This window comes from Stenotrophomonas sp. S4, assembly GCF_054187805.2.
The window spans coordinates 3,693,885-3,720,214 of sequence record NZ_CM196188.1 but is presented as its reverse complement, the minus strand read 5'-3'; the positions used below and the strand labels follow the sequence as shown (position 1 = coordinate 3,720,214).

The following is a 26,330-nucleotide window of genomic DNA, read 5'->3' as shown; positions in this document are numbered from 1 at the left end:
CGAAGGGTCGATGATAGCCTAGTGTCCTGTCCAGCGACTGAAACCGGCCGCCGGGACCCCAAAATTTCAAAGAATGCCCCCTGCCATGTCTGAACAACCCTCTGAATCGGCCCGCCAGGCCATCGTCCCCGACACCGCTGCCGGCCGTCGTTTCGACGCCGTCGTGGCCGAACTGTTCCCCGAATACTCGCGTTCACGCCTGACCGAGTGGATCAAGTCCGGTGACGTCCTGCTGGACGGTGCCCAGGTGCGCCCGCGCGATCCGCTGCGCGGCGGCGAGGTGGTGACCCTCCATGTGGTGCTGGAAACCCAGACCGACGCGCAGCCGGAGGACATTCCGCTGGACGTGCTGTTCGAGGACGAGCACGTGCTGGTGATCAACAAGCCGGTCGGCCTGGTGGTCCATCCCGGCGCCGGCAACCACAGCGGCACCCTGGTCAACGCCCTGCTGTTCCGCGACCCGTCGGTGGCGGTGCTGCCGCGCGCGGGCATCGTGCACCGCCTGGACAAGGACACCAGCGGCGTGATGGTGGTGGCCAAGACCCTGGAAGCGCAGACCGCGCTGGTCGAGCAGCTGGCGGCCCGTGACGTGCACCGCCAGTACCTGGCCATCGTGATGGGCGCGCTGGTGGCGGGCGGTACCGCCGATGCCCCGATCGACCGCCACCCGCGTGATCGCCTGAAGATGGCGGTGCGCGAGGACGGCAAGGAAGCAGTGACCCACTACCGCCTGCGCGAGCGCTTCCGTGCGCACACTGCGCTGGAGTGCCGCCTGGAAACCGGCCGTACCCACCAGATCCGCGTGCACATGGCGCACGTGCGCCACCCGATCATCGGCGACCCGCTGTACGGCGGCGCGCTGAAGCTGCCCAAGGGCGCGAGTGACGAGCTGGTGGCCGCGCTGCGCGGCTTCAAGCGCCAGGCCCTGCACGCCGAGACCCTGGAGTTCATGCACCCGATCACCGGTGAGCCGGTGCGCAATACCGCGCCGGTGCCGGAGGACATGCTGTACCTGATGAAGGTGCTGCGCGAAGACAGCGAAGCCTTCGCTGCCCGCGAGCGGGACCGCTGGTGATGGCGGCCGCGCTGCCGTTGCTGCAGGCGGACTGGCCGGCGCCGGCAGGCGTCCATGCGCTGACCACGCGCCGGCACGGTGCGGGCATTTCGCCGGCGCCGTTCGCGCAGTTCAACCTGGGCAACCGGCACGCGGCCGATGGTGATACCCCGGCCAACGTGGAGCACAACCGCCAGCTGCTGCAGCAGGGGCTGGCGCTGCCCTCGGCACCGCACTGGCTACGCCAGGTGCACAGCAGCACCGTGCTGCGCTTCACCGCGCCGCCGGTGGCCGGCGCCAGCGAACCGGTGGCCGACGCCGCGGTGACCTCGGTGCCGGGCGTGGTGCTGGCGATCCTGACCGCCGACTGCCTGCCCGTGGTGTTTGCCGCGGCCAATGGCAGCGAGGTGGGCGCGGCCCATGCCGGCTGGCGTGGGCTGGCCGACGGCATGCTGGAGGCCACGGTGGCCGCCATGCAGACGTCGCCGGCGCAGCTGCGCGCGTGGCTGGGCCCGGCCGCCGGGCCGGCCGACTACGAGATCGGCGAGGAGGTCTACCACGCCTTCGTCGGCCATGATCCGGCCGCCGAGGCGGCGTTCGTGGCCACCCGCGCCGGCCACTGGAAGGTGGACCTGTTCGCGCTGGCGCGGCAGCGCTTGCAGGCGGCGGGAATGGACCCGGCGCAGGTGTATGGCGGCACGGTGTCGACCATGGCCGATCCGGACCTGTATTCGCACCGGCGCGACCGTCGTACCGGGCGCATGGCGACCCTGGCCTGGATCGCGCCCTGACGCCGCCGCTGTTCGCGCGTGTGCTGGGGCCGGCCTTCGCCACCCTGGCAGCGCCGGTGCAGGCGCTGCATGCCACACCGTTGCCCTGCCGCTACGTGGGGCAGGCGCGCATCGAGCGTGGGCGGCACTGGCTGGTGCCGCTGCTGGCCGCGCTGGCGCGGTTGCCGAAAGACGGTGACGCGCTGCCCACCGAAGTGGCGTTCAGTGCATGCGGGCAGGGCGAGCAATGGGCGCGGCGGTTTGGCCGCTGGCCGATGGTGTCGCGGCTGTGGGCGCACGAAGGGTATCTGCGCGAGCAACTGGGTGCAGTGCGCTTCGAGTTCGACCTGCAGGCCCGCGACGGTGGCATCGAATGGTCGGTGCGGCGGGTCTGGGCCTTCGGGCTGCTGCCGCTGCCGACGCGCTGGTTTGGCGGTGTGCGCTGCCGTGAAGCCTGGCAGGGCGAGCGTTACACTTTCCTGGTCGATGTGACGCTGCCCTGGGCCGGAGCCCTGATCCGCTATGAAGGCTGGCTCGAACCGCAGTGAGGCTGCCGCCGAGGCGGGCAGCGCGGTGATCGTGTTCGATGGCGTATGCGCGCTGTGCAACCGCTGGGTGCGCTTCCTGCTGCGTTTCGACCGCAAGGGGCGCTACCGCTTTGCGGCGATGCAGGGGGAGCAGGGCAGCGCGATGCTGCGCGCGCATGGGCTTGACCCGCAGGACCCAATGTCGTTCCTGCTGCTGGACGCACAGGGCGCCTGGACCGATACCGATGCCATCCTGCGCGTACTGGCTGGGCTGGGTGGCGTCTGGCGCCTGAGCGCCGTGCTGAAGGTGCTGCCGCGCGGCCTGCGCGACGTGGCGTACCGCGCGCTGGCGCGCAATCGCTATCGCTGGTTCGGACGGCATGACGCCTGCCATCTGCCTCCACCGGAACACGCCGCGCGGTTCCTGGATTGAAGAAAAGGGGACGGAGGGGATCAAGTCGCTTGTGCACAAACGACTTGATCCCCTCCGTCCCCTTTTTTCCTCAACCTTCCAGTGCGTCCAGGTAGCTGCGTCGCCAGTGGTTGATGTCGTAGGTGCGCAGGTGCTCCATCATCGCGTGCCAGCGTTCCTTGCGCCGGCGCAGCGACATTGTTGCCGCAGTGGCGATGGCGTCGGCCACGCCGTCCAGGTCGTGCGGGTTCACCAGCAGCGCCTGCTTCAGTTCGTCGGCGGCGCCGGCCAGCAGTGACAGCACCAGCACGCCGGGATCTTCCGGATCCTGTGAGGCCACGTATTCCTTGGCCACCAGGTTCATGCCATCGCGCAGCGGCGTGACCAGGCCGACTGCCGCCGCACGGTAGAAACCGGTGAGGGTGGCATGGGTGAAGTTCTGGTTGACGTAGCGCAGCGGCGTCCAGTCCGGCTCGGCGTGGCCACCGTTGATGTGGCCGGCGATCTGCTCCAGCTGGCTGCGCAGCTGCCGGTACTCGGTGACATCGCCGCGCGAGACCGGGGCGATCTGCAGGTAGGTCAGCGAGCCGCGCTGGTCGGGATGGCGCTCAAGATACCGTTCGAAGCCGAGGAAGCGCTCGGGCAGGCCCTTGGAATAATCCAGGCGGTCCACGCCGATCGCCAGCTGGCGATCACGCAGGCTGGCGCGCAGGTTCTTTACGGCGGCCTTGGTGGCGGCGGTACCGGCCTGGCGCGCGATCAGCTCGGTGTCGATGCCGATCGGGAACGCCGCTGCGCGGAAACGGCGCCCACCTGGGGCTTCCAGTTCGCCGTTGTCGAGCACGCGACCGCCGCCGAACAGGCGCAGGTAGGTCTGGAAACGATCGGCGTCGCGCTGGGTCTGGAAGCCGACCAGGTCGTAGGCGTACAGAGCGGAGAACAACCGCAGGTGATCAGGCATCGCCTGCAGCAGGTCGGCCGACGGCATTGGGATATGCAGGAAGAAGCCGATGCGGCAGCCGATACCACGCTCGCGCAGCAGCGCGCCGAGCGGGATCAGGTGGTAGTCGTGGATCCAGACGATGTCATCTTCGCGCAGCAGCGGCGCGAGCTTGTCGGCGAACAGCGCGTTGACCTTGTGGTAGGTCTCGCGGGTGCCCCGGTCGTAGTCGACCAGATCGAGGCGGAAGTGCAGCAGTGGCCACAGCGTGCGGTTGGCGAAGCCGTTGTAGTAGCCATCGACCTCGCGCTTGCTCAGGTCGAGGGTGACGAATTCGATGTCGCCGTCCTTCTGCGTGTGCAGCGTGCCACTGCCGTCGCGCACGCTCTTGCCGCTCCAGCCGAACCACATGCCGCCGCGTTCCTTCAGCGCGGCCAGCAGGCCCACCGCCAGGCCGCCGGCACGGTTCTCGCCCGGCACGGCCACGCGGTTTGAAACCACGACCAGACGACTCACGATGCCTCCTGCCAGGACCGCGACAGGCGCATCGCGGCGGTGATCAGGCCGACGTGCGAATAGGTCTGCGGGAAGTTGCCCCAGGCTTCGCCGCTGTCGAAGGCCAGATCCTCCGACAGCAGGCCCAGATGGTTGCGCTGCTTCAACAGCAGTTCGAACATCCCGCGTGCCTCGTCGAGGCGCCCGATGGCGGCCAGCGCATCGATGTACCAGAAGGTGCAGATAGTGAAGCTGGTTTCTGGCTCACCGAAGTCATCTGGTGCGACATAGCGGTACAGCGAATTGCCATGCTTGAGGTCGCGGCCGATGGCTTCGACGGTGGCGATGAAGCGCGCGTCTAGCGCATCGATGAAGCCGATGTCGGCCAGCAGCAGCAGCGAAGCGTCCAGCCGATGGCCGCCGAAAGTATCGGTGAAGTGGCCCAGCTCTTCACTCCAGGACTCGGCCATGATGCGCGCGTGGATGGTGTCGGCGCGCTCGCGCCAGTAATGGGCGCGGTCATCGCGCTTCAGGCGTACAGCGATCTTGCACAGGCGGTCGCACGCCGCCCAGCACATCGCGCTGGTGTAGGTATGCACTTCGGTGCGGCCGCGGAACTCCCACAGGCCGGCATCGGGTACGTCGTGCAGGGCGAACGCCTGTTCGCCCAAGGGTTCCAGACGGGCAAAGGTGTGCGCATCCCCCGGGTCCTGCAGGCGGCGGTCGAAGAACAGCTGAGTGGAGGCCAGCACCACGCTGCCGTAGACATCGTGCTGGCGCTGCACCCAGGCCAGGTTGCCGCGCCGCACCGGGCCCATGCCGCGGTAGCCGGACAGGCTGGGGACTTCGTCTTCGTCCAGCTTGGCCTCGAAGCCGATGCCATACAGCGGCTGCAGCGTGCCGTCGGTGGTTGCCAGGTTGAAGATGTAGCCGAGGAACTGTTCCATCGTGCGCGTTGCACCGAGGCGGTTCAGCGCACGCACCACGAACGCCGCATCACGCAGCCAGCAGTAGCGGTAGTCCCAGTTGCGCACGCTGCCGGGGGCTTCCGGAATGGAGGTGGTCATCGCCGCGATGATCGCGCCGCTGTCCTCGTACTGGCACAGCTTCAGGGTGATCGCGCTGCGGATCACCGCGTCCTGCCATTCCAGCGGAATGGACAGGTAACGCACCCATTCGCGCCAGTAGTCGCGGGTGCGCTGGAAGGCCTCCTGCACGTAGCCGCTGATCGAGCGGTTGAGCGACTCATCCACGCCCAGGATCAGGTGGATGGGATGGTTGAGCACGAACGGCAGGCCATCGCGGATGAAGCGCACCGGCACATCGGTGGTCAGCCGCAGCACGTGCTCGGGCAGGATCCAGCGCACGTGATTGCTGCCCCAGGTGGACTCGGGCACGCGCGCGCCCCAGTCCGCCAGCGGCCGTGCGCGCACGGTGATGCGTGGGCTGCCGGCCAGCGGGCGCACCTGGCGGATCAGGCTGACCGGGCGGTAGAAGCGGTCGTTCTGCCGCCAGCGCGGGGCGAAATCGAGGATTTCCAGTTCACCGCCGTGCGCGTCGCGCAGCACTGTGCGCAGGATAGCGGTGTTGGTCAGGTACTCCTGCTCGCTGCTGGCGAAGTCCTCCAGCTCGATAGCGAAGTAGCCACCGGCCTGCTGGTTGGGGCCGAGCAGGGCACAGAAGGTGGGGTCGCCGTCGAAGGTGGGCAGGCAGCTCCAGACAACGCGGGCACGTTTGTCGACCAGGGCGCCGAAGCTGCCGTTGCCGACCACGCCCAGATCAAGATCGGGTTGGGTCATCACGCGGTACATCTCGGTTGCGGCCGTGGGGTGGCCGGGTCAATAGGCATTCTCACGCAGCCAGGCGTGCACGCTGCGTATGTCGGGCAGCGCGAACACCGCCTTGCTGGGTTCACGTTCGCCCACCAGCACGCTCCAGCCATGCTGGCCGTTGGCGGCGTCGAAGCCGAACTCATCGGTCAGGTCATCGCCGAGGAACACCGGCAGGCGGCCACGGAAGGGCAGGTACTGCATCATCCGCCGCACGGCGCGGCCCTTGTCGGTGCCAACGGGAACGAACTCGACCACGTGGTCGCCCGGTTGCAGGCGGTAGCTGGCACGGCCACGCACATGGCGGTCGGCGAAGGCGCGCACATCACTTGCTGCATGCGGCGCACCGCGCCAATGCAGCGCCAGGCCGACGCCCTTGTCTTCCACCAGCACGCCGGGATGGCCGTGGGCAAAGCGCATCGCCTGCTGGTGCAGCGCGTGCAGCCACTCGGCGGTGTCGTCGTCGTGCTCGTCGCGCAGCACACGACCGTCCTCGCCACGCAGTTCGTGCCCATGAAGGCCGGCGGCGGGAAGTTTCAACGGTGCGAACAGCTGGTCCAGCTGTGCAAGCGGGCGACCACTGACCAGTGCCACGGCACCTTCCAGGCGGTCGCTGATGCGGCCGATGGCTTCACGCACATCCGGCAGCAGCTGCACGGCATCCGGGCGTGCAGCGAATTCGATGAGGGTGCCGTCGACATCGAGGAACAACGCGCAGGCGTCGTCCAGCAATGGCGGTGGCGGACGTAGGGGGAGCGGTTCAGCCATGACGCCCAGCTTGCCAGCGTGGGCGTGTACGTGGGGTCGAGGGCAGGCTACGGATTGGGTAGTGCCGGCCGCTGGCCGGCAACCACAGGGTGCATCCGCGGACCACGAGGTTGCCGGCCAGCGGCCGGCACTACCGTACAGCTGAATCAGAACGTATAGCGGACCCGGCCGTAGTAGTACGCGCCGTTGCTGCCGATCGGCGACAGCACGTCGTACGGCAGGTTGCCGAAGTAGTGGATATCGCTGTTGGATCGATCCGGGTAGTTGTCGGTCAGGTTCTGGCCGCCGATGGCCACGCTCCAGCGCGGGGTGATGCGGTACTCCACTTCCGCATCCAGCTGCCATTCGGCCTGGTAGGTCTGGCGCGGGATGTAGCCATCACCGAAGTTGAACACGCGGGTGGCGCTGCCATAGCGGTTCACGCGGGTGCTCAGCGACCAGTGGTCGTTGCTCCATGCGGCCGAGAAGCTGCCGCGCGTACGCGGGGTGGCATCGGTGAGGGTGTTGGTCTCTTCGATGCCGAACAGCACGTAGTCCGGGTTCAGCGCGCGCAGCTGCGCCGGCGTGGCCAACACGTTCTTCAGCGTGGTCTTGGTGTACGCATAGGTGCCGGTCAGCAGCAGCTGGCCATCGCCCAGCGACTGGCGCCAGTTGCTCACCAGCTCGGCGCCGCGGGTGCGGGTATCGGCGGCATTGACGAAGAAGCTGGCGCTCTGCAGGCCGCTGACGCCGTAGTTGGCCGCCACGTAGTCGGTCAGCGCATCGCCGGTGATGCTCTCCGACAGCGCGATGCGGTCGTCGATGTCGATCTGGAAGAAGTCCAGCGACAGGTCGAAGTGCTCACCGATGCGGCTGGTGAAGCCCAGCGAGGTGTTGATCGATTTTTCCGGCTTCAGGTCCTGCGCACCGAGGCCGCGTGCGATCGGATTGTTGACCGACAGCAGGCGGCCCTGCACCAGCTGTCCGCCGGCGTTGTAGCCGGTGGAGGTGGACTCGTAACCGATCTGCGCCAGCGACGGCGCGCGGAAATTGTTGGAGATGGCACCGCGCAACGCGAACGCCGGGGTGAATTCATAGCGCAGGCCGAGCTTGCCGGTCAGTTCACCGCCGAAGTCGTCGTTGTGCTCGTAGCGCGCGGCCAGATCAGTGGAGAACTTCTCGCCGAACTGGCTGGACAGGCTGGCGTAGGCACTGGCCACGTCGCGCGACAGGCGGGCCGCATCCTGCGGCGTCAGGCCACCACCGGCCTGCGAGCCGGTCGGGCGATCGGTGTAGGGGCCGGCGGCGTAGCTGGCCGGGTCGCCGGGACGGGTCTGGTAGCGCTCATGGCGCGCTTCCACGCCCAGGCCCAGGGTGTGGCTGATGCTGTCGCTCTGGGTGAACACGCGGCTCAGGTCGAGGTTGCCCACGGTCTGCGCGTACTCGTAGTCGGCGGTCTTGAAGCGGGTCGGGCTGGTCGGGCCCAGCGAGGCGTTGAGCGAATCACGCAGGCGGTAGGTGAAGTCATTCTGGCCGTAATCCAGGCTGCCGTCGTAGCTCCATTCACCCCACTGGCCGCGCACGCCGGCCACGGCCTGCACGTCGCGGTTCTCGCCCTCGGAGATCGGCCGGTAGCCGTTCGGATAGACCTGCTTCCAGTTGGCATCGCCATCGGGATAGCGGAAGTAGTTCGCGCCTTCGGTATCCCGCTGGTTGAAGGTGCCGAACGCGTAGAACGTCGACGTCTGGCCCACCGGAATCTCGGTGTTCAGCCACAGGTTGATGTCCTTGCTCTTGCCATCGCCCAGCACATAGTTGCGCTTGCCCTGCAGCGCCAGGTTGTCCGGCGTCTGGTCCCACGGCGGAATCTGGTCGAAGCCGGCGCGGTTGGTGCCGTTGCGGTGCTTGTATTCCAGGCCGACGCGCAGGAAGCCGCCGTCCTCGCCCAGCGAGGTGCCGACCTTGGCGCTGATGTTGCCGGTCTGGCCGTCGGTGAGGGTGCGCCCGATCGGCTTGAGGTCGGTGTGGTTGGCACCGTAGCTGGCCTCGATCTCGCCGCCGTCGCCGCCGTTGTCGAGGATCACGTTGATCACGCCGGCCACGGCGTCCGAGCCGTACAGGGCACCGGCGCCGTCGCGCAGCACTTCGATGCGCTTGATCGCGCTGACCGGGATCGAATTGAAGTCGACCGGCGTGGTGCCCTTGCCGATCTTGCTGTCGGTGTTGACCAGCGCGGTGTGGTGGCGGCGCTTGCCATTGACCAGCACCAGCACCTGGTCCGGCGACAGGCCACGCAGCTGCGCCGCGCGCACATGGTCGGCGCCGCCGGAATTGGACTGGCGCGGGAAGTTGAACGACGGCAGCAACGCCTGCAGCGCACTGCCCAGCTCACCATTGACCACGCCGGCCTTGCGGATGTCCTCGGCGCTGAGCACATCCACCGGCGAGGTGGATTCGAGCACGGTGCGGTCGGCGGCACGGGTGCCGGTGACAATCACCGTGTCCAGGTTGGTGGCGTCCTGGGCCAGGGCCGGGACGGCAGCGGAGGAAAGCGCGAGGGCGATGGCGAGGCCGAGCGGCGACGCGGGCAGGCGGGCGGACATGGGGGCTCCAGCAACAACGACGACGGGGAAGGGGGAGATAGTTTCACTTACATCCATCCGGATGAAGCGATATATTATCTTCGCGTGATGACCGGTGCCGATGCAAGCCCCTGCCGGTCCGGCATGAGCTGATGCCCGGTTGGCATCAGCACGCCGGGCCGGTGGCGCTGTACGCTGCCGGCTCGCCTTGTCCCCCTTCCCCGGAGCTGTACCGATGAAACACCTTGGCCTCGTCTTCGCCGTGCTGCTGGCCACCAGTGGCTGCGCCAGCCTGTCCTCGCAGGCGCCCAGCGCCTATGCCACGGCCACCACCGCCGAACTGAAGGGCGATGCCGCACGCCCTTCCGCCGGCCACGGCTGGGTGCGCAGCGAGCTGTACTTCGGCGTGGGTGAAGAGCAGGGCGCCGGCAACCGCCCGCAGGCCGACACCATCAGCGAGACGCAGTGGCGCACCTTCCTGGACAAGGAAGTCACCCCGCGCTTCCCGGATGGCCTGACCGTGTTCGATGCCTACGGCCAGTGGCTGTTCCGCGGCGATGCCTCGCCCAACCGCCTGCGCACCAAGGTGCTGGTGGTGCTGCACGAGGACACCCCGCAGCGCCGCGCAGACATCGAGGCGATCCGCCTGGCGTGGAAGCAGCAGACCAAGCATCAATCGGTGCTGTGGTCGCGGCAGCCGGTCGAGGTATCGTTCTGAGGTGAAGGTGCCAGCGCGGTGCCGCAGGGAGCGATGATGAACTACAGGGAATGCATGCTGGGCCTGGTGTTGGCAGGCGTGCTGGCACCGACGGCGCAGGCGCGTGGGGATGACGGCGAAACGCTGCGGTTCCAGGTGGCCGCTCACGTGCAGGCGCACGCCGATCCCCAGCAGGACGGCAGCATCGTGGTGCAGCTGTCACCGTCGGGCAAGCGCCAGACGCTGGCGGGTGCGGCGGACGCCGACGGCAATTCGCAATGGTCGCTGGAAGACGTCGATTTCGATGGCTACCCGGAACTGGTCGCGCGCGCCTCGGTAGGCATGGTCAACGAGGCGGTGGCGGTGTACCGCTTCGATCCGGCCAGTGCCGGGTTCCGCGCGCTGCAGGCCGACACCCATGGCAAGGACAGCTGCGGTGACCTGATGGGGCTGAGCGTCGACCGTCCGAGCCGCACCCTGACCAGCAGCTGCCGCAGCGGCCCGATGTGGTACACCGACCAGTACCGGTTTTCGGGTGCAACGCTCTACCTCTACCGCAGCGAGACTGTGCTGATGCTGGGCGATACGCTGAATGCCGCCCTGCATTGGGAACAGACCGACGAGCAGGGGCCGCTGGCGGTCTGGCGCACCTATGATCCCGCTGGTCGTGTGTTGGAGAGCGCGATTGCCGATGGCCTGGGCGCACCTCCGGATGGGCCGCTGCGTGGCCAGCAGGCCACCGTGGTGCCCGCGCGGCTGTTCCTGTTCGACCGACCCGGCGCATCCAGCACGAAGCGCTATCTGGTGCAGGGCGACCGCGTGGAGATGCTGGATGAACAGGACGGCTGGGTGAAGCTGCGCTACCGCAACCCGAAGCAGGGCGCGGTGGAAGGTTGGATCAACGTCAACGATTGAAGAAAAAAGGGGACGGAGGGAATTAAGTCGTTAACGGCACAAACGACTTGATTCCCTCCGTCCCCTTTTTTTGCGGTGGCATCACTTCACCGGGTCTAGCCTCGGACGTTCCCCCGTTCGAGGATGTATCCGATGAGCAAGCGCGTGGCCGAAATCGTGGTGGACGCCCTGCAGCAGGCTGGTGTCCGCCGTTGCTACGGCATCGTGGGCGATACGCTCAACCATGTGACCGATGCGATGCATGGCAGCGAGATCGCGTGGGTGCACGTGCGCCATGAGGAAGTGGCAGCGTTCGCTGCAGGCGCCGATTCGCTGGTGAGCGGCGAGCTGACCGCCTGCGCCGGTTCCTGCGGCCCCGGCAGCCTGCATTTCATCAACGGCGTGTTCGAGAGCAACCGCAACCGCGCGCCGATGGTGTTGATCGCCAGCCAAGTGGTGACCAGCGAGCTGGGCATGGAATTCCCGCAGGAAGTGGACTTCAAGGCGGTGTACGCCAGTTGTTCGGTGTTCTGCGAGCAGGTGCACAGCGCCGAACAGGCGCGCCGCGTGGTCACGCTGGCCTGCCAGGCCGCGATCAGCCGCCGCGGCGTGGCGGTGGTGATCCTGCCCGCCGATATCAGCCAAGCCGAGGTGAAGCACGATGTGCCGTTCTCGGTGCACTACACCCAGCCGGTGCTGCGCCCGTCGGATGCCGAGCTGCAGCGCATCGCTGAGCTGCTGGGGCAGGGCAAGCGCATCGGCATCTATGCCGGTGCCGGTTGCCAGGGCGCACACCCGCAGTTGCTGGAGCTGGCCCGGCGCCTGCAGGCCCCGATCGCGCACACCTCGCGCGCCAAGGACTTCGTCGAGCCGGACAACCCTTACAACATGGGCATGACCGGCATCTTCGGCATCGAATCCGGCTTCCACACGCTGATGGAGTGCGACACGCTGCTGCTGCTCGGCGCCGATTTCGCGTGGGGCCAGTTCTATCCGGACAAGGCCACGATCATCCAGGTCGACCGTGATGGCAGCCACCTCGGCCGCCGCCATCCGGTGAACCTGGGCGTGGTCGGTGACATCGCACCGACGCTGGACGCCTTGCTGCCGATGCTGCCGCCGCGCGAGGACAGCAGTTTCCTGGACGAGTGCATCGAGCGCCGTGACAAGGCGCTGAAGAAGCGCGAACAGGAAGAACAACCGGGCGAAGGCGAGTTGATCCACCCGCAGCACCTGACCGCGCTGCTGTCGAAGTACGCGACAGACGACGCGCTGTTCACCGCCGACGGCGGCTCGCCGATGGTGTGGGTGCTGCGGCATATCCGGGTAAATGGTCGCCGCCGCACGCTGACCAGCCTGCTGCACGGCACGATGGCCAACGCGATGCCGCAGGCACTCGGCCTGCAGAAGGCGTTCCCCGGCCGCCAGGTGATTTCGCTGTCCGGTGACGGTGGCCTGGCAATGCTGCTGGGCGACCTGCTGACGGCGGTACAGGAGAATCTGCCGATCAAGGTGGTGGTGTTCAACAACGGCTCGCTGAATTTCGTCGAGCTGGAGCAGAAGGTGGAGGGCCTTCTGGACAACTACACCGACCTGAAGAACCCGGACTTCGGCCGCCTGGCCGAGGTGATCGGCTTCCACGGCCGCACGGTGACACGCAGCGAGGATCTGGAGGAGGCGGTGCAGGACTTCCTGGTGCAGCGCGGCCCGGCGCTGCTGGACGTGCATACCAGCCGCGCCGAGCTGGTGATGCCGCCGCAGATCGAGGCGAAGCAGGTGGCCGGTACGGCGCTGTACGCCGCCAAGGCCGTGTTGAACGGCCGCTTCGACGACGTGAAGCATCTGCTGGTGGACAACTTCCTGAAAAAGTAGGGGGTTGGTCGATGCAGGGCTGCGCCCTGCACCCGCCGAAACCACGGCAACCGCCGAAGCAAGATCAAAAGCAGGTTTGGCGTGGGTAGGCGAGGTGGATCCGGTTGCGGGGGACGCCGTAAACCCGTCCCTGGGGGCTTGGCCGCGGCATCCATGCCGCGGACACCCCCGCAACCGGACCCACCCCGCCTTCGACAGTTTCCTGCGATCTGTCGGAACGGCATATTGCACTGGTGGGTGTCGACCTTGGTCGACACGGTGGATCCACGCCATATGTGGATAACGGAAGAACGATCGAAATGATCTTCTGTAGGGCCGAGCCATGCTCGGCTCAGCGCGAAGCGACCCGCTTTTGCTTTTTGATCTTTTGATTCTCTTCCGTGGCTGGCACGCGCAGGAAACTGTCAGGGGCCGGTCGGGATGGGCTGCGCAGGACCGTTGGCGCCATGGATGGCGCCATCGAGCCCCCAGGGATGGGTTTACGGCGTGTCCTGCGCAGCCCATCCCGACCGGCCCAACCCAGAAATCGCTGTTCGCGCCCCAGCCACGAGGGGCTCCGCCGTTGGCTGGAACCCATCATTCCACGACGGAATTGGCGCGCTGGCCCCGCTGGGCCTACCATCGGCGGTCCCCACCCCCACCGCCCCTTCCATGTCCGCTCCCGCTTCCGCCGCACCGCGTCGCTGGTTCGTCGCTGGCGACTTCAACGGCTTCTTCGGCCTGGTCGTCGACAACCTCTCCATCCTCGGCTTCATCGCCATGGCCCTGGTCGGGATCTTCCAGTTCCCCGCCGACGTGGTGTTCGGCCGCATGTTCCCCGGCACCGCCTTTGGCGTGCTGGTCGGCAACCTGCTGTACACCCTGATGGCGCGCCGGCTGGCCGCGCGTACCGGCCGCGATGATGTCACCGCCATGCCGCTGGGCCTGGATGCACCCACCAGCATCGGCATGGCCCTGCTGGTGCTCGGCCCGGCCTTCCTCGCGTTCAAGCAGCAGGGCATGGATCCGCATGCCGCGGGCATCGCTACCTGGCAGCTGGGCATGGCTGCGCTGGTGATCATGGGCGTGCTCAAGTTCGTGCTGTCGTTCTTCGGCGAAGCGGTCACCCGCGCGCTGCCGCGTGCCGCACTGCTGGGTTCCATCGCCGGCATCGCGCTGGTGCTGATGGGCCTGCTGCCGCTGCTGGAAACGCTGCGCTCGCCGCTGGTCGGCTTCACCACGCTGGGCCTGCTGCTGTACGTGCTGATCGCCAAGGGCAAGCTGCCGGTGCGTGGCCCGGGCGTGCTGCTGGCCTTCGTGTTCGGCACCGTGCTGTATTACGGCCTCGGCCTGGCCGGCTTGGGCGCACCGGGCTTCCATGTGCCGGCGTGGGTGCCGCCGCAGGTGGTGCTGCCGCTGCCGACGCTGGGCTTCCTCGACGGCCTGCCCACCGCGATGACCTACCTGCCGCTGCTGCTGCCGTTCGGCCTGCTGATGGTGGTCGGTGGCATCAACGTGTCCGAAAGCGCGCGCGCGGCCGGCGATGACTACCGCACCCGCGACATCCTGCTGGTGGAAGCGGTGGCCACGCTGGTGGCCGGTGTCTGCGGCGGCGTGGCGCAGACCACACCGTACATCGGCCAGCCGGCGTACAAGCACATGGGCGCCCGCAGCGGCTACACGCTGCTGACCGGCCTGTTCGTCGGCATCGGCGGCATGCTCGGCATCATCTCCGGGCTGGTGCAGTGGCTGCCGTTGGCGGTGCTGGCACCGATCATCGTGTACGTGGCCATCGACATCACCACCCAGGCCTTCCAGGCCACGCCGCGCCACCACACCGGCGCGATGGTGTTCGGTTTCCTGCCGTCGGTGGCGTACCTGCTGGCGATCAAGGCGCCGGGCTGGATCGCGCCGGACCAGCTGCCGCAACTGCTGACCAAACTGGATGGCCACGGATTGCCTGAGCTGGCGGTGATCTTCACCCTCGGCAACGGCTTCATCATCACGTCGATGCTGTGGATCTCGGCGGTAGCCGCGATGGTCGATGGCCGCCTGCGCCGTGCCTGCGGCTTCCTGCTGGTGGCCGCAGGTCTGACCCTGTTCGGCCTGATCCATTCGGTGGATCCGCGTGGTGGCATCTACCTGCCGTGGGACCTGGACGGGCTGGCACGCATCATCAGCTGGCAGTTCGCCGGTGCCTACGTGGCATTGGCGCTGCTGCTGGGCCTGCTGTCACTGCAGAAGCAGGCGGTGAAGCCGCTGGGTGAGAACCGCTGACCCCACGGTAGTGCCGGTCGCTGGCCGGCATGCTCATGGACCTCGGACGCAGTGTGCAGTTGCCGGCCAGCGGCCGGCACTACCGCTCCGCATCCAGCTCGGGGTAGTGGCGGAAGATGCCGTTGGTGTTGAACGGCAACCGCCGCGCCGAGGCCAGATAGGCGGCAATGTTGGGTCGTTTCGCCACCCGCTCCTGCAGCGCGCGCAGCCGGGGCAGGGTGGGGCCGAGCGCCTGCATGCGGCGCGGGAACATGTAGTCCAGCCCGCTCAGCAGCTGGAACAGCGACAGATCCACATACGAATGCTCGCGCAGTGCATGGCGTCCACCGTTGGCGGCCAGCACGTGTTCGAAGTAGCCCAGGAACTTCGGCAGTCGTTCGCTGCGCAGGGACGCGGCGCGTGCCTTGGCTTCGGTCTTCTGCTCTTCGTAGTACTTCGACGCGGCGATCGGATGGTGGGTGTCGTGCACCTCGGCCACCAGGTCTGCGATGGTCAGCTGCAGTTGCAGCGCCTGCAGCCGGCGTGAGGCGGCCTGCGGCACCAGGTCCAGCGACGGGCCGAGGAAATCCAGGATGGCCGCGACCTGTGCGATGACCTGGCGGCCCGCTTTGAGGAACGGCGGCGCGAAGGGCTGCGGGCCCTCGCTGCTGCCATCCAGGAATGGCTGCATCACCGCATCGCCGTGCACCCGTGCCATGTCGATGTAGTCGGCGCCGGCATCTTCCAGCGCCAGGCGCACGAACTCGCCACGACCCTGGATGCCGGTCCAGTAATACAGCGCGTACTGCATGGCAGCGTCTCCACAGGACAGAACTTATAGCCTCGCGCGGGCAGTGCAAAGCAGGCGTGAGCGCGGTTCTGGTGCAGGCCTGAACCCGAACGGCAGCGGAACAGGCGGGGAACCGGCTGCAATCGATGGGGTCACACCTTCTCCATGCGTGTGAAACGAGGTGCTGCATCATGCAGAGTGGAAAGGCGGTTTGGCCCTGGGTGCTGGGCGTGGTGGTGATCGGTGGCGCGGGTGGTTGGTTGTTCCGCGATCAGCTGAAGAGCCTGGCAGACGGTGTTTCGGTGCCGGTGCAATCGACCCCCGCCAGTACCGGCACACCGCCACAACCGACGGCAGCTGCAGAGCCCGCGCCGGCACCACCATCAATCAGGCATCCGCTGGATACCGAGGCCGCGGCGGATCCGGCACTGCCGAAGCTGGCTGACAGCGATGCCGCGGCCTGGGGCGCATTGAGCCAGCTGTTCCAGGGCGAGGGGCCGCTGACCCTGCTGCTGCGTGATCATCTGATCCAGCGCCTGGTCACCCAGGTCGACAACCTGGACAAGCCCAGCGTGCCGCCGACCGCGTTGGCCGCGCGCCCGCTGCCGGGCAACCTGCAGGTCGAGCCGGGCGAGGGTGGCGAACGCATCGCCGCCAGCAATGCGGCGCGCTATGCGCCCTACGTGCAGGCGTTCACTGCGCTGGACCCGGCGGCAACGGCTACCGCTTACAAACGCTTCTATCCGCTGATCCAGCAGGCCTATGTCGACCTTGGGCGGCCCGAGGGCTATTTCAACGACCGCCTGGTCACGGTGATCGACCACCTGCTGGAGACCCCGGAACTGGCCCAGGCGCCACTGGTGCAGCGCGATGAACGCGGCCGCTATCGATTCGTCGATCCCACCCTGCAGTCACGCTCGATCGGGCAGAAGGCCCTGCTGCGCATGGACCCGGCGCAGGCGCGGGCGGTCAAGCAGCAGATGCGGGCGATCCGCAGCGCGATCACGCGCTGAGCCCGTCCACCGCACGGAACTGATCGGGATCAACGCGCCGACCACACCCGTTCCGGCATGCTGGCCACAGGCTGACTGGCCTCGGGGTGCAGTCGCAGCCACCCTTGAAACGGGGTGGGGCAACCGCATCTTTCCAGCATCGCCGGCGCGGGCCGGCCCTGATGACCGATGAGGATTCGCAATGCGGATGGACAAGCTCACCTCGCGTTTCCAGCAGGCGCTGGCAGACGCACAGTCGCTGGCCGTGGGCCGCGACAACAGCATCATCGAACCGGTTCACCTGTTCAGCGCACTGCTGGACCAGCAGGGCGGCAGCACGCGCCCGCTGCTGGCCCAGGCCGGGGTGAACGTGCCGGTGCTGCGCGAGCGCCTGACCGAGGCGCTGGACGCACTGCCCAAGGTGTCCGGGCAGGCCGGCAACGTCTCGATGGGCAATGACCTGGGGCGCCTGCTGAACCAGACCGACAAGCTCGCCCAGCAGAATGGCGATGCCTTTATCGCCAGCGAGTGGTTCGTGCTGGCGGCGCTGGACGACGGCGGCACGCTGGGCATGGCGTTGCGCGCCGCCGGTGCCGACAAGACCCGCCTGCAGGCCGCGATCGACAAGCTGCGTGGCGGCGAGAACGTGCAGTCGGAGAATGCCGAGGAACAGCGGCAGGCGCTGGAGAAGTACACCATCGACCTGACCGCGCGTGCCGAGAGCGGCAAGCTCGATCCGGTGATCGGCCGTGACGAGGAAATCCGCCGCACCATCCAGGTGCTGCAGCGCCGGACCAAGAACAACCCGGTGCTGATCGGCGAACCTGGCGTTGGCAAGACCGCGATCGTGGAAGGCCTGGCCCAGCGCATCATCAACGACGAAGTGCCCGAGGGCCTGCGCGGCAAGCGCGTGCTGTCGCTGGACATGGGCGCGCTGATCGCCGGCGCCAAGTTCCGTGGCGAATTCGAGGAACGCCTGAAGGGCGTGCTCAACGACCTCGCCAAGAGCGAAGGGCAGATCATCCTGTTCATCGATGAGCTGCACACCATGGTCGGCGCCGGCAAGGCCGACGGTGCGATGGATGCCGGCAACATGCTCAAGCCGGCGCTGGCACGTGGCGAACTGCACTGCGTGGGCGCCACTACGCTGGATGAGTACCGCAAGTACATCGAAAAGGACGCTGCGCTGGAGCGCCGTTTCCAGAAGGTGTTCGTGGGTGAGCCGTCGGTGGAGGACACCATCGCCATCCTGCGCGGGCTGAAGGAAAAGTATGCGGTGCACCACGGGGTGGAGATCACCGACCCGGCCATCGTTGCCGCTGCGACGCTGTCCAACCGCTACATCACCGACCGCCAGCTGCCGGACAAGGCCATCGACCTGATGGACGAGGCCGCCTCGCGCCTGCGCATGGAGATCGACTCCAAGCCGGAGGAGCTGGACCGCCTGGAACGCCGGGTGATCCAGCTGAAGATCCAGCGCGAGATGCTGAAGAAGGAGAAGGACGAGGCCTCGCGGCAGCGCCTGGCTGACCTGGAGAACGACATCGATGCGCTGGAGCGCGAGTTCTCCGACCTCAATGAAATCTGGAAGTCGGAGAAGGCCGCGCTGCAGGGTGCAACGAAGATCAAGGAGCAGGTCGAGCAGGCCAAGCTGGAGCTGGAATCGGCGCAGCGCCGCCAGGATTTCGCCAAGATGAGCGAGATCCAGTACGGCCTGCTGCCGCAGCTGGAAAAGCAGCTGGCCGCTGCGCAGGAGGCCGAACACAAGGACTTCAAGCTGGTGCAGGACCGGGTCACCGACGAGGAAATCGCCGAGGTCGTCTCGCGCTGGACCGGCATTCCGGTCAACAAGATGCTCGAAGGCGAGCGCGACAAGCTGCTGCGCATGGAAGAGGTGCTGCACAACCGCGTGGTCGGCCAGGAAGAAGCGATCAGGGTCGTCTCCGATGCCGTGCGCCGTTCGCGCGCTGGCCTGTCCGATCCGAATCGCCCGGCCGGTTCGTTCCTGTTCCTCGGCCCGACCGGCGTCGGCAAGACCGAACTGTGCAAGTCGCTGGCCGAGTTCCTGTTCGACAGTGCCGACGCGATGATCCGCATCGACATGAGCGAGTTCATGGAGAAGCACAGCGTCGCCCGCCTGATCGGTGCCCCCCCGGGCTACGTCGGCTACGAGGAAGGCGGTTACCTGACCGAAGCGGTGCGTCGCCGTCCGTATTCGTTGATCCTGCTGGACGAAGTGGAGAAGGCGCATCCGGATGTGTTCAACATCCTGCTGCAGGTGCTGGACGACGGCCGCCTGACCGATGGCCAGGGCCGTACCGTGGACTTCCGCAACACCGTCATCGTGATGACCTCGAACCTGGGTTCGCACCAGATCCAGGACATGAGCGCCGACGACAGTCCGGAGGCCTACACGCAGATGAAGGCGGCGGTGATGGGCGTGGTGCAGGCGCACTTCCGCCCGGAGTTCATCAACCGCCTGGACGACATCGTGGTGTTCCACCCATTGGACAAGCAGCAGATCAAGCAGATCGCGCGCATCCAGATGCGTGGCCTGGAAAAGCGCCTGGCCGAGCGTGGCTTGAAGCTGATGGTGTCCGACGCAGCGTTCGACCTGCTTGGCAACGTTGGCTTCGATCCGGTGTATGGCGCGCGCCCGTTGAAGCGCGCGATCCAGGCGCAGCTGGAAAACCCGTTGGCGCAGAAGATCCTGTCCGGCGCCTTCGTCAACGGCGACACCATCGAAGTCGGCAACGACGGTGGCCATCTGGTGTTCGCCAAGGCGTGAGTCCATCGGGGCGCTGCCTGACCGCAGCGCCCCGTTTCCTGTGAGTAACGCCGGGCCCGGCCCGGCGCGTCCTCAGAAGCGGTGTGTGTACCCGCTCATCAGCCCGAACTGGTTGGGTTTCTGCACGATCGGGCTGTTGGCCGCATCGCCGAGCAGGCGCGTGCCTTCGGCCGAGATGTACCAGTTGCCGTTGCGGCCCGCGCGGTGGCTCCACTTCAGGCCGACACCGGCGCTGACCAGGCCGGCCTTCGGTTTGTGCTCGGCGAAGCCCGTGCGTTTGGCCTGTTCCGGGCTGACGCCGTACCAGGTCTGCATGTAGCCACGGTTGCCGTAGTCGGTGGACACGCTGCCGCTGACCACGCCTCCGGCCAGGTCGAACAGCGGCAGGGTCAGGTTCAGGTGGATCTGCTGGGTGGCCAGGCCGTTCTCGGCCTTGTCCTCGTCCTTGCGGGTGAACTGCCAGGAGCCGCTCAGCACGGCTTCGCCCAGCGTATAACCAGCCGAGACACCGACTAGGGGACGGGTATCGATATCGCCCATGCCGCGCAGGAAGTCCGAACCGCCGAGCAGCGAGTCCTTGTCCTTGCGGATGCCGCTGGCGCCGACGTAGGCGCGCACGCGGGTGTGCTCGCCGAGGGCGGTGCCCCAGCCGATGCCACTGGTGCCCAGAAACCAGCCCCCCGGCGAGGTGACATCGAAGGACAGCGACGGCGTCGCACGATACTCCTCGCTGCCGCTGTAACGCGGGGTCACGCCACCACCGGCGGCGAGCTCGAAGGTCCAGTGGTCATCCTTGGCGTGGGCGATCGGCGTGGCAAACAGCGGCAGCAGGGCCAGGCAGAGCAGGGTGGGGGAACGGCGAAGCTGGGACATGGAAACTCTCGGCAATGGGAGGAAAGCAGCGCGCGCATCCGGCGAGTGCTGCAGGGTCGCCAGCGTGGCGATACGCCGGCGACCGATCCGTCCGCAGTTGTGCGGGAGTTGTAATCAACTGTAATCGCGGCCCAGCGCGTTCAGCTGGCAGCCAGCGGCCAGTGCATTTCCAGGCGTGCGCCGCCCAGCGTGGCGCGACTGATGCGCAGCTCGCCGCCGTGGCGGGCTGCAATGCGGCCGACGATGGCCAGGCCCAGGCCGAAGCCGCCGGTGTCGCGGCTGCGGCTGTCATCCAGGCGGGTGAACGGGCGCATCACCTTTTCGTGGTCGGCCTCGGCGATGCCCGGGCCGTCATCGTCCACGCGCAGGCAGGCGCGTCCGCCCACACCCACCAGCGACACTTCCACCTGCGAGCGCGCGTGGCGCAGCGCATTGCCGACCAGGTTGCTCAGCGCCAGCTGCAGCAGGCGTGGCTCGGCATCCACGCGCTGCAGGGCGCTGGGCTGCACGCGCAACACCAGGCCGGCACGTTCGGCATCGCGGCGGGCATCGGCCAGGCAGGCCTGCAGCCAGTCGTTGGCTTCAATCCGCTGCATTGGTTCGCCTTCGCTGGGATGCTCCAGCCGTTCGTAGGCCAGCAGTTCGCTGACCAGCCGGTTGAGCTCGGCCAGGTCGCCGTGCAGGCCTTGTGCCAGCCGTACGCGGCGATCGCGATCATCGCTGTCCTGCATCAGGTCCAGGCCGAAGGCCACGCGTGCGATGGGCGTGCGCAGTTCGTGCGAAATGGCATGGGTGAGGTCGCGCTGGCGCTGCACCAGCTCGGCCACGCGCGCGGCCATGCGGTTGGAATGGTCGACGATGACGCGTATCTGCGAGCGTGGCGAAACCTGCGCGCGCGCCTGCAGATCGCCGGCACCGATGCGATCGGCGTGCCGGCGCAGGGCTTCCAGATCGCGCCAGAGCAGGCGTACCCAGGCATACAGGCTGGCGCCGACCAGCAGCAGGATGCTGAGGTAGGCCGCGATGGTCATGTACATCGTCATCTGCACCGCGCCGGGCAGGCGCAGGTGCAGCCAGCGGCCGCCGATGCCCTCGATGGGCAGCAGGACCTGCTGGTACTGATCGCGCACGATGAAGCCATCGGCCTGCACGGCCGCCTGTTCCTGCGGTGTGAGCGCGGGAGGATTGTCGAGCAGGGTCAGGGCGATGCCGTAGTGTGGTTGCAACTGCTGCAGGCGCTCACGCTGCTGGCCGGCGTCCAGGCCCGCAAGGCCACTGCGCAGGGCGTACACCTGCCCGCGTACCTGCTCCACGAACACGCGATCCTGCACGGGCGTGTAGATGCCATCCAGGATGTGGTTGAGGAAGAACACCGAGACCAGGAAGCAGGCGCCGGTGACGAACCACAGCCACAGGAACAGCCGCTTCATTCCGACCAGGCCGCAGGATTGAACTGGTAGCCGCGCCCCCACACGGTCTTGATCCGCCGCGGTTCGCGCGCATCGTCGCCGAGCTTGCGGCGCAGCTTGCCGATGCAGACGTCAACGCTGCGGTCCAGGCCGTCGAAGCCGATGCCGCGCACCGCCTGCAGGATCTGGTCACGCGACAGAATCTGCCCCGGCTGGCTGGCCAGCAGCCACAGGATCTCGAACTCGGTGGTGCCCACATCCACCGCCGCACCGTGCAGATGCACTTCACGCTGCATGCGATCGATCAGCAGTTGCCCATGCATCAGCCGGCTGGGCGTGCCGGTGTTGCTGCTGCCATGGCGGCGGCGCAGCAGGGCGCGCAGGCGGGCCAGCAGCAGGCGTGGTTCGATCGGCTTGTGCACATAGTCATCGGCACCCGATTCCAGGCCCAGCACCTGTTCGATGTCGTCCTCGCAAGCGGTCAGCATCAGGATCGGCACATCGGAGAAGCTGCGGATCTGCCGGCACACATCGATGCCCCCGAGGCCGGGCAGCATCAGGTCCAGCACCACCAGTTCCGGGGCATGCTGCCGGCAGGCCGCACCGGCAAGGTCACCACGGGGCACGTGCTGCACGGCGAAGCCATGTTCGTGCAGGTAGTCGCTCACCAGTTCGGCCAGGCGACGGTCGTCCTCCACCAGCAGGACCGACGTGGGCGAACTGCTGGCAGGGGGAGTCCAGGGGGATGGCTGCATGCGTGGGGCCTCCGTGCCCGGGCAGGAGCGCCCGGCGGCGAAGCCTAGCAACGGCCCATGACGGCTGCCTGAATCGCGGCCAACCTGATAACCGCGGGTACGGACGTCATCGCCAGCGGCTTTCAGCGGCCGGCCCCGGCTGGCCTATGGTGGCGGTTTCCCCGGATGGAGCCTGGTGCAATGAGCGACCCGCAGTGGCAACTGGAAACCCTGGCCGTGCACGGCGGCTACCGTCCCGACCCGACCACCCGCGCGGTGGCGGTACCGATCTACCAGACCGTAGCGTATGCGTTCGATGACACCCAGCACGGTGCCGACCTGTTCGACCTCAAGGTGCCGGGCAACATCTACACCCGCATCATGAACCCCACTACTGACGTGCTGGAGCAGCGCCTGGCCGCGCTGGAAGGCGGCATCGGCGCGCTGGCGCTTGCCTCGGGACAGGCCGCGATCACCTATGCCATCCAGACCATTGCCGAGGCCGGCGACAACATCGTCGCCTCCAGTGCGCTGTACGGTGGCAGCCTCAACCTGCTGGCGCACACGCTGCCGCAGTACGGCATCCAGGCGCGTTTCGCCGATCCGGCCGATCCAGCCGCGTTCGCCACCCTGATCGACGAACGCACCAAGGCGGTGTTCGTCGAATCCATCGGCAACCCGCGCGGCAACGTCACCGACATCGCCGCCATCGCCGAGGTCGCGCATGCCGCCGGCGTGCCGCTGATCGTCGACAACACGGTGGCCACGCCGTTCCTGCTGCGCCCGTTCGAGCACGGTGCCGACATCGTGGTGCATTCGCTGACCAAGTACCTCGGCGGCCACGGCACCAGCCTGGGCGGCGCGATCATCGATTCCGGCCGCTTCGACTGGGCCGCGCAACCCAACCGCTTCGCGCGCCTCAACCAGCCAGACCCCAGTTACCACGGCGTGGTCTATACCGAAGCACTGGGGCCGGCGGCCTACATCGGCCGCGCGCGCGTGGTGCCACTGCGCAATACCGGCGCGGCGCTGTCGCCGTTCAATGCCTTCCTGATCCTGCAGGGCATCGAGACCCTGGCCCTGCGCATGGAACGCATCAATGCCAATGCGCTGGCCGTCGCGCAGTTCCTGAAGGCGCATGCCAAGGTGGCCTGGGTGCGCTACGCCGGACTGGCCGACGACCCGGAGCATGCCGCCGCGCAGCGCTACCTGGGTGGGCACGGCTCGGGCGTGTTGACCTTCGGCCTGCCCGGTGGGCGCGAGGCCGGCGCGCGCTTCCTCGATGCACTGAAGCTGTTCACCCGCCTGGTCAACCTGGGCGATGCGAAGTCACTGGCCACCCATCCGGCCTCGACCACCCATCGCCAGCTGGATGCAGCGGAGCTGGCAAAGGCCGGTGTCAGCGAGGACACCGTGCGGCTGTCGATCGGCATCGAACACATCGGCGACCTGCGCGCCGACCTGGAGCAGGCCCTGGCCGGCGCCTGATAGCCGCACGCTTGGTGCATATCGCCACAGGCGATCACCACTGGCAACGCGATGCGCTACGGTGGAACTGCCTCTCCAAGGCAGTGGCAACGTGGCGATCCAGATCCCCGGTCGATGCGGGTCGACCGGGGATTTTTTGTTTCCCATGCACCGTTGGCCGGCATCCAACCCGGTAGATCCACGCCATGCGTGGATGTATCTCCATCGGAATCGAACATTCCGACATTTCATCGAACAGCATCCACGCATGGCGTGGATCTACTGCAGATCGCAGGAAATTGTCGAAGGCGGGGTAGGTCCGGTTGCAGGGGCGTGAGCGCCATGGATGGCGCGACCGAGCCTCCATGGACGGATTCACGGCGTCCCCTGCAACCGGACCCGCCCCGCCATCCCACGGAATGCCAGCTTTTGCTGTTGCCGTTGCCGTTGCCGTTGCAGTTGAAGTTGTCTCGGCAGGTGCAGGGCTGCAAGCCCTGCCGCACGCACACCCCTCACACCACCGGAATGCTGTGCTGCCCCAGATTCCGGTACGGCGGCGTGGACATGATCATCTCCGCCAGCGAATACGCCAGCTCGCGCTCGGCCATCACCGTGCCATCGGCGCCGTGCTCCAGCAGATGCTTCACTTCGGCATCGCTGTGCGCACGCGCCAGCAGGGTCAGCTCCGGGTTGATCGCACGCAGCTTGGCCAGCGCCTCGCCGGCTTCCAGCGGCTGCGGAATCGCCAGCACTGCGATCTTCGCGCGCTCGGGATGGGCCTCGGCCAGTACCCGGTCGGCGGCGGCGCTGCCACGGATCGCCGCGATGCCATTGGCATGCGCTCGCTCCACGTGGTCCTTGTTGTCATCGATCACCAGCACCGGTACGCCGCGATCCCGCAGCACCTGCGCCAGCTCGCTGCCGACCCGGCCGTAGCCGATCACGATGGCGTGCGCGTTCAGGTCACGCGACGGGCCGATGGCTTCTTCCGGCTCGGCCGGCTGCGGCTGCTGTTCCTGCTTGGCCTGCCAACGGTCCAGCAGGCCGAACACCAGCGGGTTGAGCATGATCGACACCAGCGCACCGGCCAGCACCAGCGACTGGCCTTCCTTCGGCAGGATCTGCAGTGCCACGCCGAGGCCGGCGATGATGAAGGCGAATTCGCCGATCTGCGCCAGGCTGGCCGAGATGGTCAGTGCGGTGCTGGTCGGGTGGCCGAATGCACGCACGATGAAGAAGGCGGCGGCCGACTTGCCGAACATGATGATCAGCACGGTGGCCAGCACCTGCCACGGGTGCTGGATGAGGATGTTGGGGTCGAACAGCATGCCGACCGAGACGAAGAACAGCACCGCGAACGCATCGCGCAGCGGCAGCGAATCATGCGCGGCCTTGTGGCTCAGCTCCGATTCGTTGAGCAGCATGCCGGCGAAGAACGCGCCCAGCGCGAACGAGACGCCGAACAGCATCGCCGAGCCGAACGCCACGCCCAGCGCGATCGCCAGCACCGACAGGGTGAACAGTTCGCGCGAACCGGTACCGGCGATACGTTCGAGGATCCACGGAATGACCCGGCGCCCGACCACCAGCATCACCGCCACGAACAGGCCCAGCTGCACGAAGGTCCAGCCGATGTCGGCCAGCACGCTGCCCAGCGAGTGCGATTCCTTGGCCGCGTCGGGGCCGAACACACCGGCCATCACCGGCATCATCACCAGCGCCAGCACACAGGCCAGGTCTTCCACGATCAGCCAGCCGACCGCGATCTTGCCGCGCATGGTCTCCAGCAGGCGGCGTTCCTCCATCGCCCGCAGCAGTACCACGGTACTGGCGGTGGCCAGCGAGAAACCGAAGATGACGCCATGGATGGCGGGCCAGCCCATCAGCGAGGCCACGCCCCAGCCGAGCAGGGTGGCCACGGCGATCTGGCCGATGGCACCGGGGATGGCGATGGCCTTGACCGCCATCAGGTCCTTCAGCGAGAAGTGCAGGCCGACGCCGAACATCAGCAGCATCACGCCCAGCTCGGCCAGCTGGTTGGCCAGCGCCTGGTCGGCGACGAAGCCGGGAGTGAACGGACCTACGCAGATGCCAGCAACCAGGTAACCGACCAGGGGAGACAAGCGGAGCTTGTTGGCCAGCGCGCCGAAGATGAAGGCGAGCCCGAGGCCAACGGCAACGATGTTGATCAGGTCGGTGTCATGGTGCATCGGCACTCGCAGG

20 protein-coding genes are annotated in these 26,330 nt (G+C 67.3%); 11 read left to right on the top strand and 9 right to left on the bottom strand.

Annotation, left to right across the window (positions count from 1 at the left end):
• Nucleotides 1-85: 85 nt before the first annotated feature.
• The 4 genes from rluD to ACUZUJ_RS17370 are packed head-to-tail and all read left to right on the top strand — an operon-like array spanning nucleotide 86 to nucleotide 2,784.
• Nucleotides 86-1,075 (top strand): 23S rRNA pseudouridine(1911/1915/1917) synthase RluD, encoded by a 990-nt coding sequence (gene rluD, locus ACUZUJ_RS17385; protein WP_119006709.1) that lies wholly within the window; start codon nucleotides 86-88, stop codon nucleotides 1,073-1,075.
• The gene (gene pgeF, locus ACUZUJ_RS17380; RefSeq protein WP_119006708.1) at nucleotides 1,075-1,845 is read left to right on the top strand and encodes a peptidoglycan editing factor PgeF; all 771 of its coding nucleotides are present in this window, start codon (nucleotides 1,075-1,077) and stop codon (nucleotides 1,843-1,845) included. Before rluD ends, pgeF begins: the two co-directional genes overlap by 1 nt.
• Before the next feature lie 20 nt (nucleotides 1,846-1,865).
• Nucleotides 1,866-2,372, top strand: coding sequence for a DUF4166 domain-containing protein (locus tag ACUZUJ_RS17375; protein WP_119006707.1), 507 nt, complete (start codon nucleotides 1,866-1,868; stop codon nucleotides 2,370-2,372).
• Entirely contained in the window at nucleotides 2,347-2,784 is a 438-nt protein-coding gene (locus tag ACUZUJ_RS17370; protein WP_119006706.1) for a thiol-disulfide oxidoreductase DCC family protein, read from the top strand. Before ACUZUJ_RS17375 ends, ACUZUJ_RS17370 begins: the two co-directional genes overlap by 26 nt.
• Nucleotides 2,785-2,854: 70 nt before the next feature.
• Here the strand turns inward: ACUZUJ_RS17370 and otsA are convergent, their stop codons facing one another.
• The 4 genes from otsA to ACUZUJ_RS17350 all read right to left on the bottom strand — a co-directional run bounded on the left by otsA (nucleotide 2,855) and on the right by ACUZUJ_RS17350 (nucleotide 9,377).
• Nucleotides 2,855-4,219, bottom strand: a complete 1,365-nt coding sequence (gene otsA, locus ACUZUJ_RS17365; protein WP_014038253.1) for an alpha,alpha-trehalose-phosphate synthase (UDP-forming) — start codon at nucleotides 4,217-4,219, stop codon at nucleotides 2,855-2,857.
• A complete protein-coding gene (locus ACUZUJ_RS17360; RefSeq protein WP_458220960.1) occupies nucleotides 4,216-5,997 on the bottom strand; it encodes a glycoside hydrolase family 15 protein in 1,782 nt (593 codons plus the stop codon). Before ACUZUJ_RS17360 ends, otsA begins: the two co-directional genes overlap by 4 nt.
• Before the next feature lie 39 nt (nucleotides 5,998-6,036).
• Nucleotides 6,037-6,795: a trehalose-phosphatase gene (gene otsB / locus ACUZUJ_RS17355; RefSeq protein ID WP_101765975.1), complete on the bottom strand. Its 759-nt coding sequence runs from the start codon at nucleotides 6,793-6,795 to the stop codon at nucleotides 6,037-6,039.
• 146 nt (nucleotides 6,796-6,941) lie between these two features.
• Entirely contained in the window at nucleotides 6,942-9,377 is a 2,436-nt protein-coding gene (locus tag ACUZUJ_RS17350; RefSeq protein WP_458220961.1) for a TonB-dependent receptor plug domain-containing protein, read from the bottom strand.
• Nucleotides 9,378-9,591: 214 nt separating this feature from the next.
• Here ACUZUJ_RS17350 and ACUZUJ_RS17345 point away from each other — a divergent pair, with 214 nt between their 5' ends.
• The 4 genes from ACUZUJ_RS17345 (at nucleotide 9,592) to ACUZUJ_RS17330 (ending at nucleotide 15,075) form a co-directional block, all read left to right on the top strand.
• On the top strand, nucleotides 9,592-10,074 hold the full coding sequence (locus ACUZUJ_RS17345) for a DUF3574 domain-containing protein (RefSeq protein ID WP_075676432.1): 483 nt from the start codon (nucleotides 9,592-9,594) through the stop codon (nucleotides 10,072-10,074).
• 36 nt (nucleotides 10,075-10,110) lie between these two features.
• Nucleotides 10,111-10,968 (top strand): SH3 domain-containing protein, encoded by an 858-nt coding sequence (locus ACUZUJ_RS17340; protein WP_458220962.1) that lies wholly within the window; start codon nucleotides 10,111-10,113, stop codon nucleotides 10,966-10,968.
• Between the two features lie 132 nt (nucleotides 10,969-11,100).
• The gene (locus tag ACUZUJ_RS17335) at nucleotides 11,101-12,819 is read left to right on the top strand and encodes a thiamine pyrophosphate-dependent enzyme (RefSeq protein ID WP_101765971.1); all 1,719 of its coding nucleotides are present in this window, start codon (nucleotides 11,101-11,103) and stop codon (nucleotides 12,817-12,819) included.
• A 651-nt stretch (nucleotides 12,820-13,470) separates the two neighbouring features.
• A complete protein-coding gene (locus ACUZUJ_RS17330; RefSeq protein WP_101765970.1) occupies nucleotides 13,471-15,075 on the top strand; it encodes a SulP family inorganic anion transporter in 1,605 nt (534 codons plus the stop codon).
• Between the two features lie 79 nt (nucleotides 15,076-15,154).
• Here the strand turns inward: ACUZUJ_RS17330 and ACUZUJ_RS17325 are convergent, their stop codons facing one another.
• The gene (locus ACUZUJ_RS17325; protein WP_101765969.1) at nucleotides 15,155-15,865 is read right to left on the bottom strand and encodes a glutathione S-transferase; all 711 of its coding nucleotides are present in this window, start codon (nucleotides 15,863-15,865) and stop codon (nucleotides 15,155-15,157) included.
• Nucleotides 15,866-16,035: 170 nt separating this feature from the next.
• Here ACUZUJ_RS17325 and ACUZUJ_RS17320 point away from each other — a divergent pair, with 170 nt between their 5' ends.
• Nucleotides 16,036-16,857: a DUF3014 domain-containing protein gene (locus tag ACUZUJ_RS17320; protein WP_119006703.1), complete on the top strand. Its 822-nt coding sequence runs from the start codon at nucleotides 16,036-16,038 to the stop codon at nucleotides 16,855-16,857.
• Nucleotides 16,858-17,038: 181 nt separating this feature from the next.
• The gene (clpB, locus tag ACUZUJ_RS17315; RefSeq protein WP_101765967.1) at nucleotides 17,039-19,624 is read left to right on the top strand and encodes an ATP-dependent chaperone ClpB; all 2,586 of its coding nucleotides are present in this window, start codon (nucleotides 17,039-17,041) and stop codon (nucleotides 19,622-19,624) included.
• 72 nt (nucleotides 19,625-19,696) lie between these two features.
• Here clpB and ACUZUJ_RS17310 read toward each other — a convergent pair whose 3' ends face one another.
• The 3 genes from ACUZUJ_RS17310 to ACUZUJ_RS17300 form a co-directional block, all read right to left on the bottom strand.
• The gene (locus ACUZUJ_RS17310; RefSeq protein WP_014038243.1) at nucleotides 19,697-20,497 is read right to left on the bottom strand and encodes a MipA/OmpV family protein; all 801 of its coding nucleotides are present in this window, start codon (nucleotides 20,495-20,497) and stop codon (nucleotides 19,697-19,699) included.
• Between the two features lie 140 nt (nucleotides 20,498-20,637).
• Nucleotides 20,638-21,927 carry an ATP-binding protein gene (locus tag ACUZUJ_RS17305; RefSeq protein WP_119006702.1) on the bottom strand — a complete coding sequence of 430 codons (1,290 nt, stop codon included), beginning with the start codon at nucleotides 21,925-21,927 and terminating at the stop codon, nucleotides 20,638-20,640.
• Nucleotides 21,924-22,661 (bottom strand): winged helix-turn-helix domain-containing protein, encoded by a 738-nt coding sequence (locus ACUZUJ_RS17300; RefSeq protein ID WP_075676450.1) that lies wholly within the window; start codon nucleotides 22,659-22,661, stop codon nucleotides 21,924-21,926. Before ACUZUJ_RS17300 ends, ACUZUJ_RS17305 begins: the two co-directional genes overlap by 4 nt.
• A 180-nt stretch (nucleotides 22,662-22,841) precedes the next feature.
• Here ACUZUJ_RS17300 and ACUZUJ_RS17295 point away from each other — a divergent pair, with 180 nt between their 5' ends.
• The gene (locus ACUZUJ_RS17295; protein WP_049443066.1) at nucleotides 22,842-24,128 is read left to right on the top strand and encodes an O-acetylhomoserine aminocarboxypropyltransferase/cysteine synthase family protein; all 1,287 of its coding nucleotides are present in this window, start codon (nucleotides 22,842-22,844) and stop codon (nucleotides 24,126-24,128) included.
• Nucleotides 24,129-24,619: 491 nt separating this feature from the next.
• Here ACUZUJ_RS17295 and ybaL read toward each other — a convergent pair whose 3' ends face one another.
• Nucleotides 24,620-26,317, bottom strand: a complete 1,698-nt coding sequence (gene ybaL, locus ACUZUJ_RS17290; protein ID WP_049443065.1) for a YbaL family putative K(+) efflux transporter — start codon at nucleotides 26,315-26,317, stop codon at nucleotides 24,620-24,622.
• Between the last annotated feature and the right edge of the window lie 13 nt (nucleotides 26,318-26,330).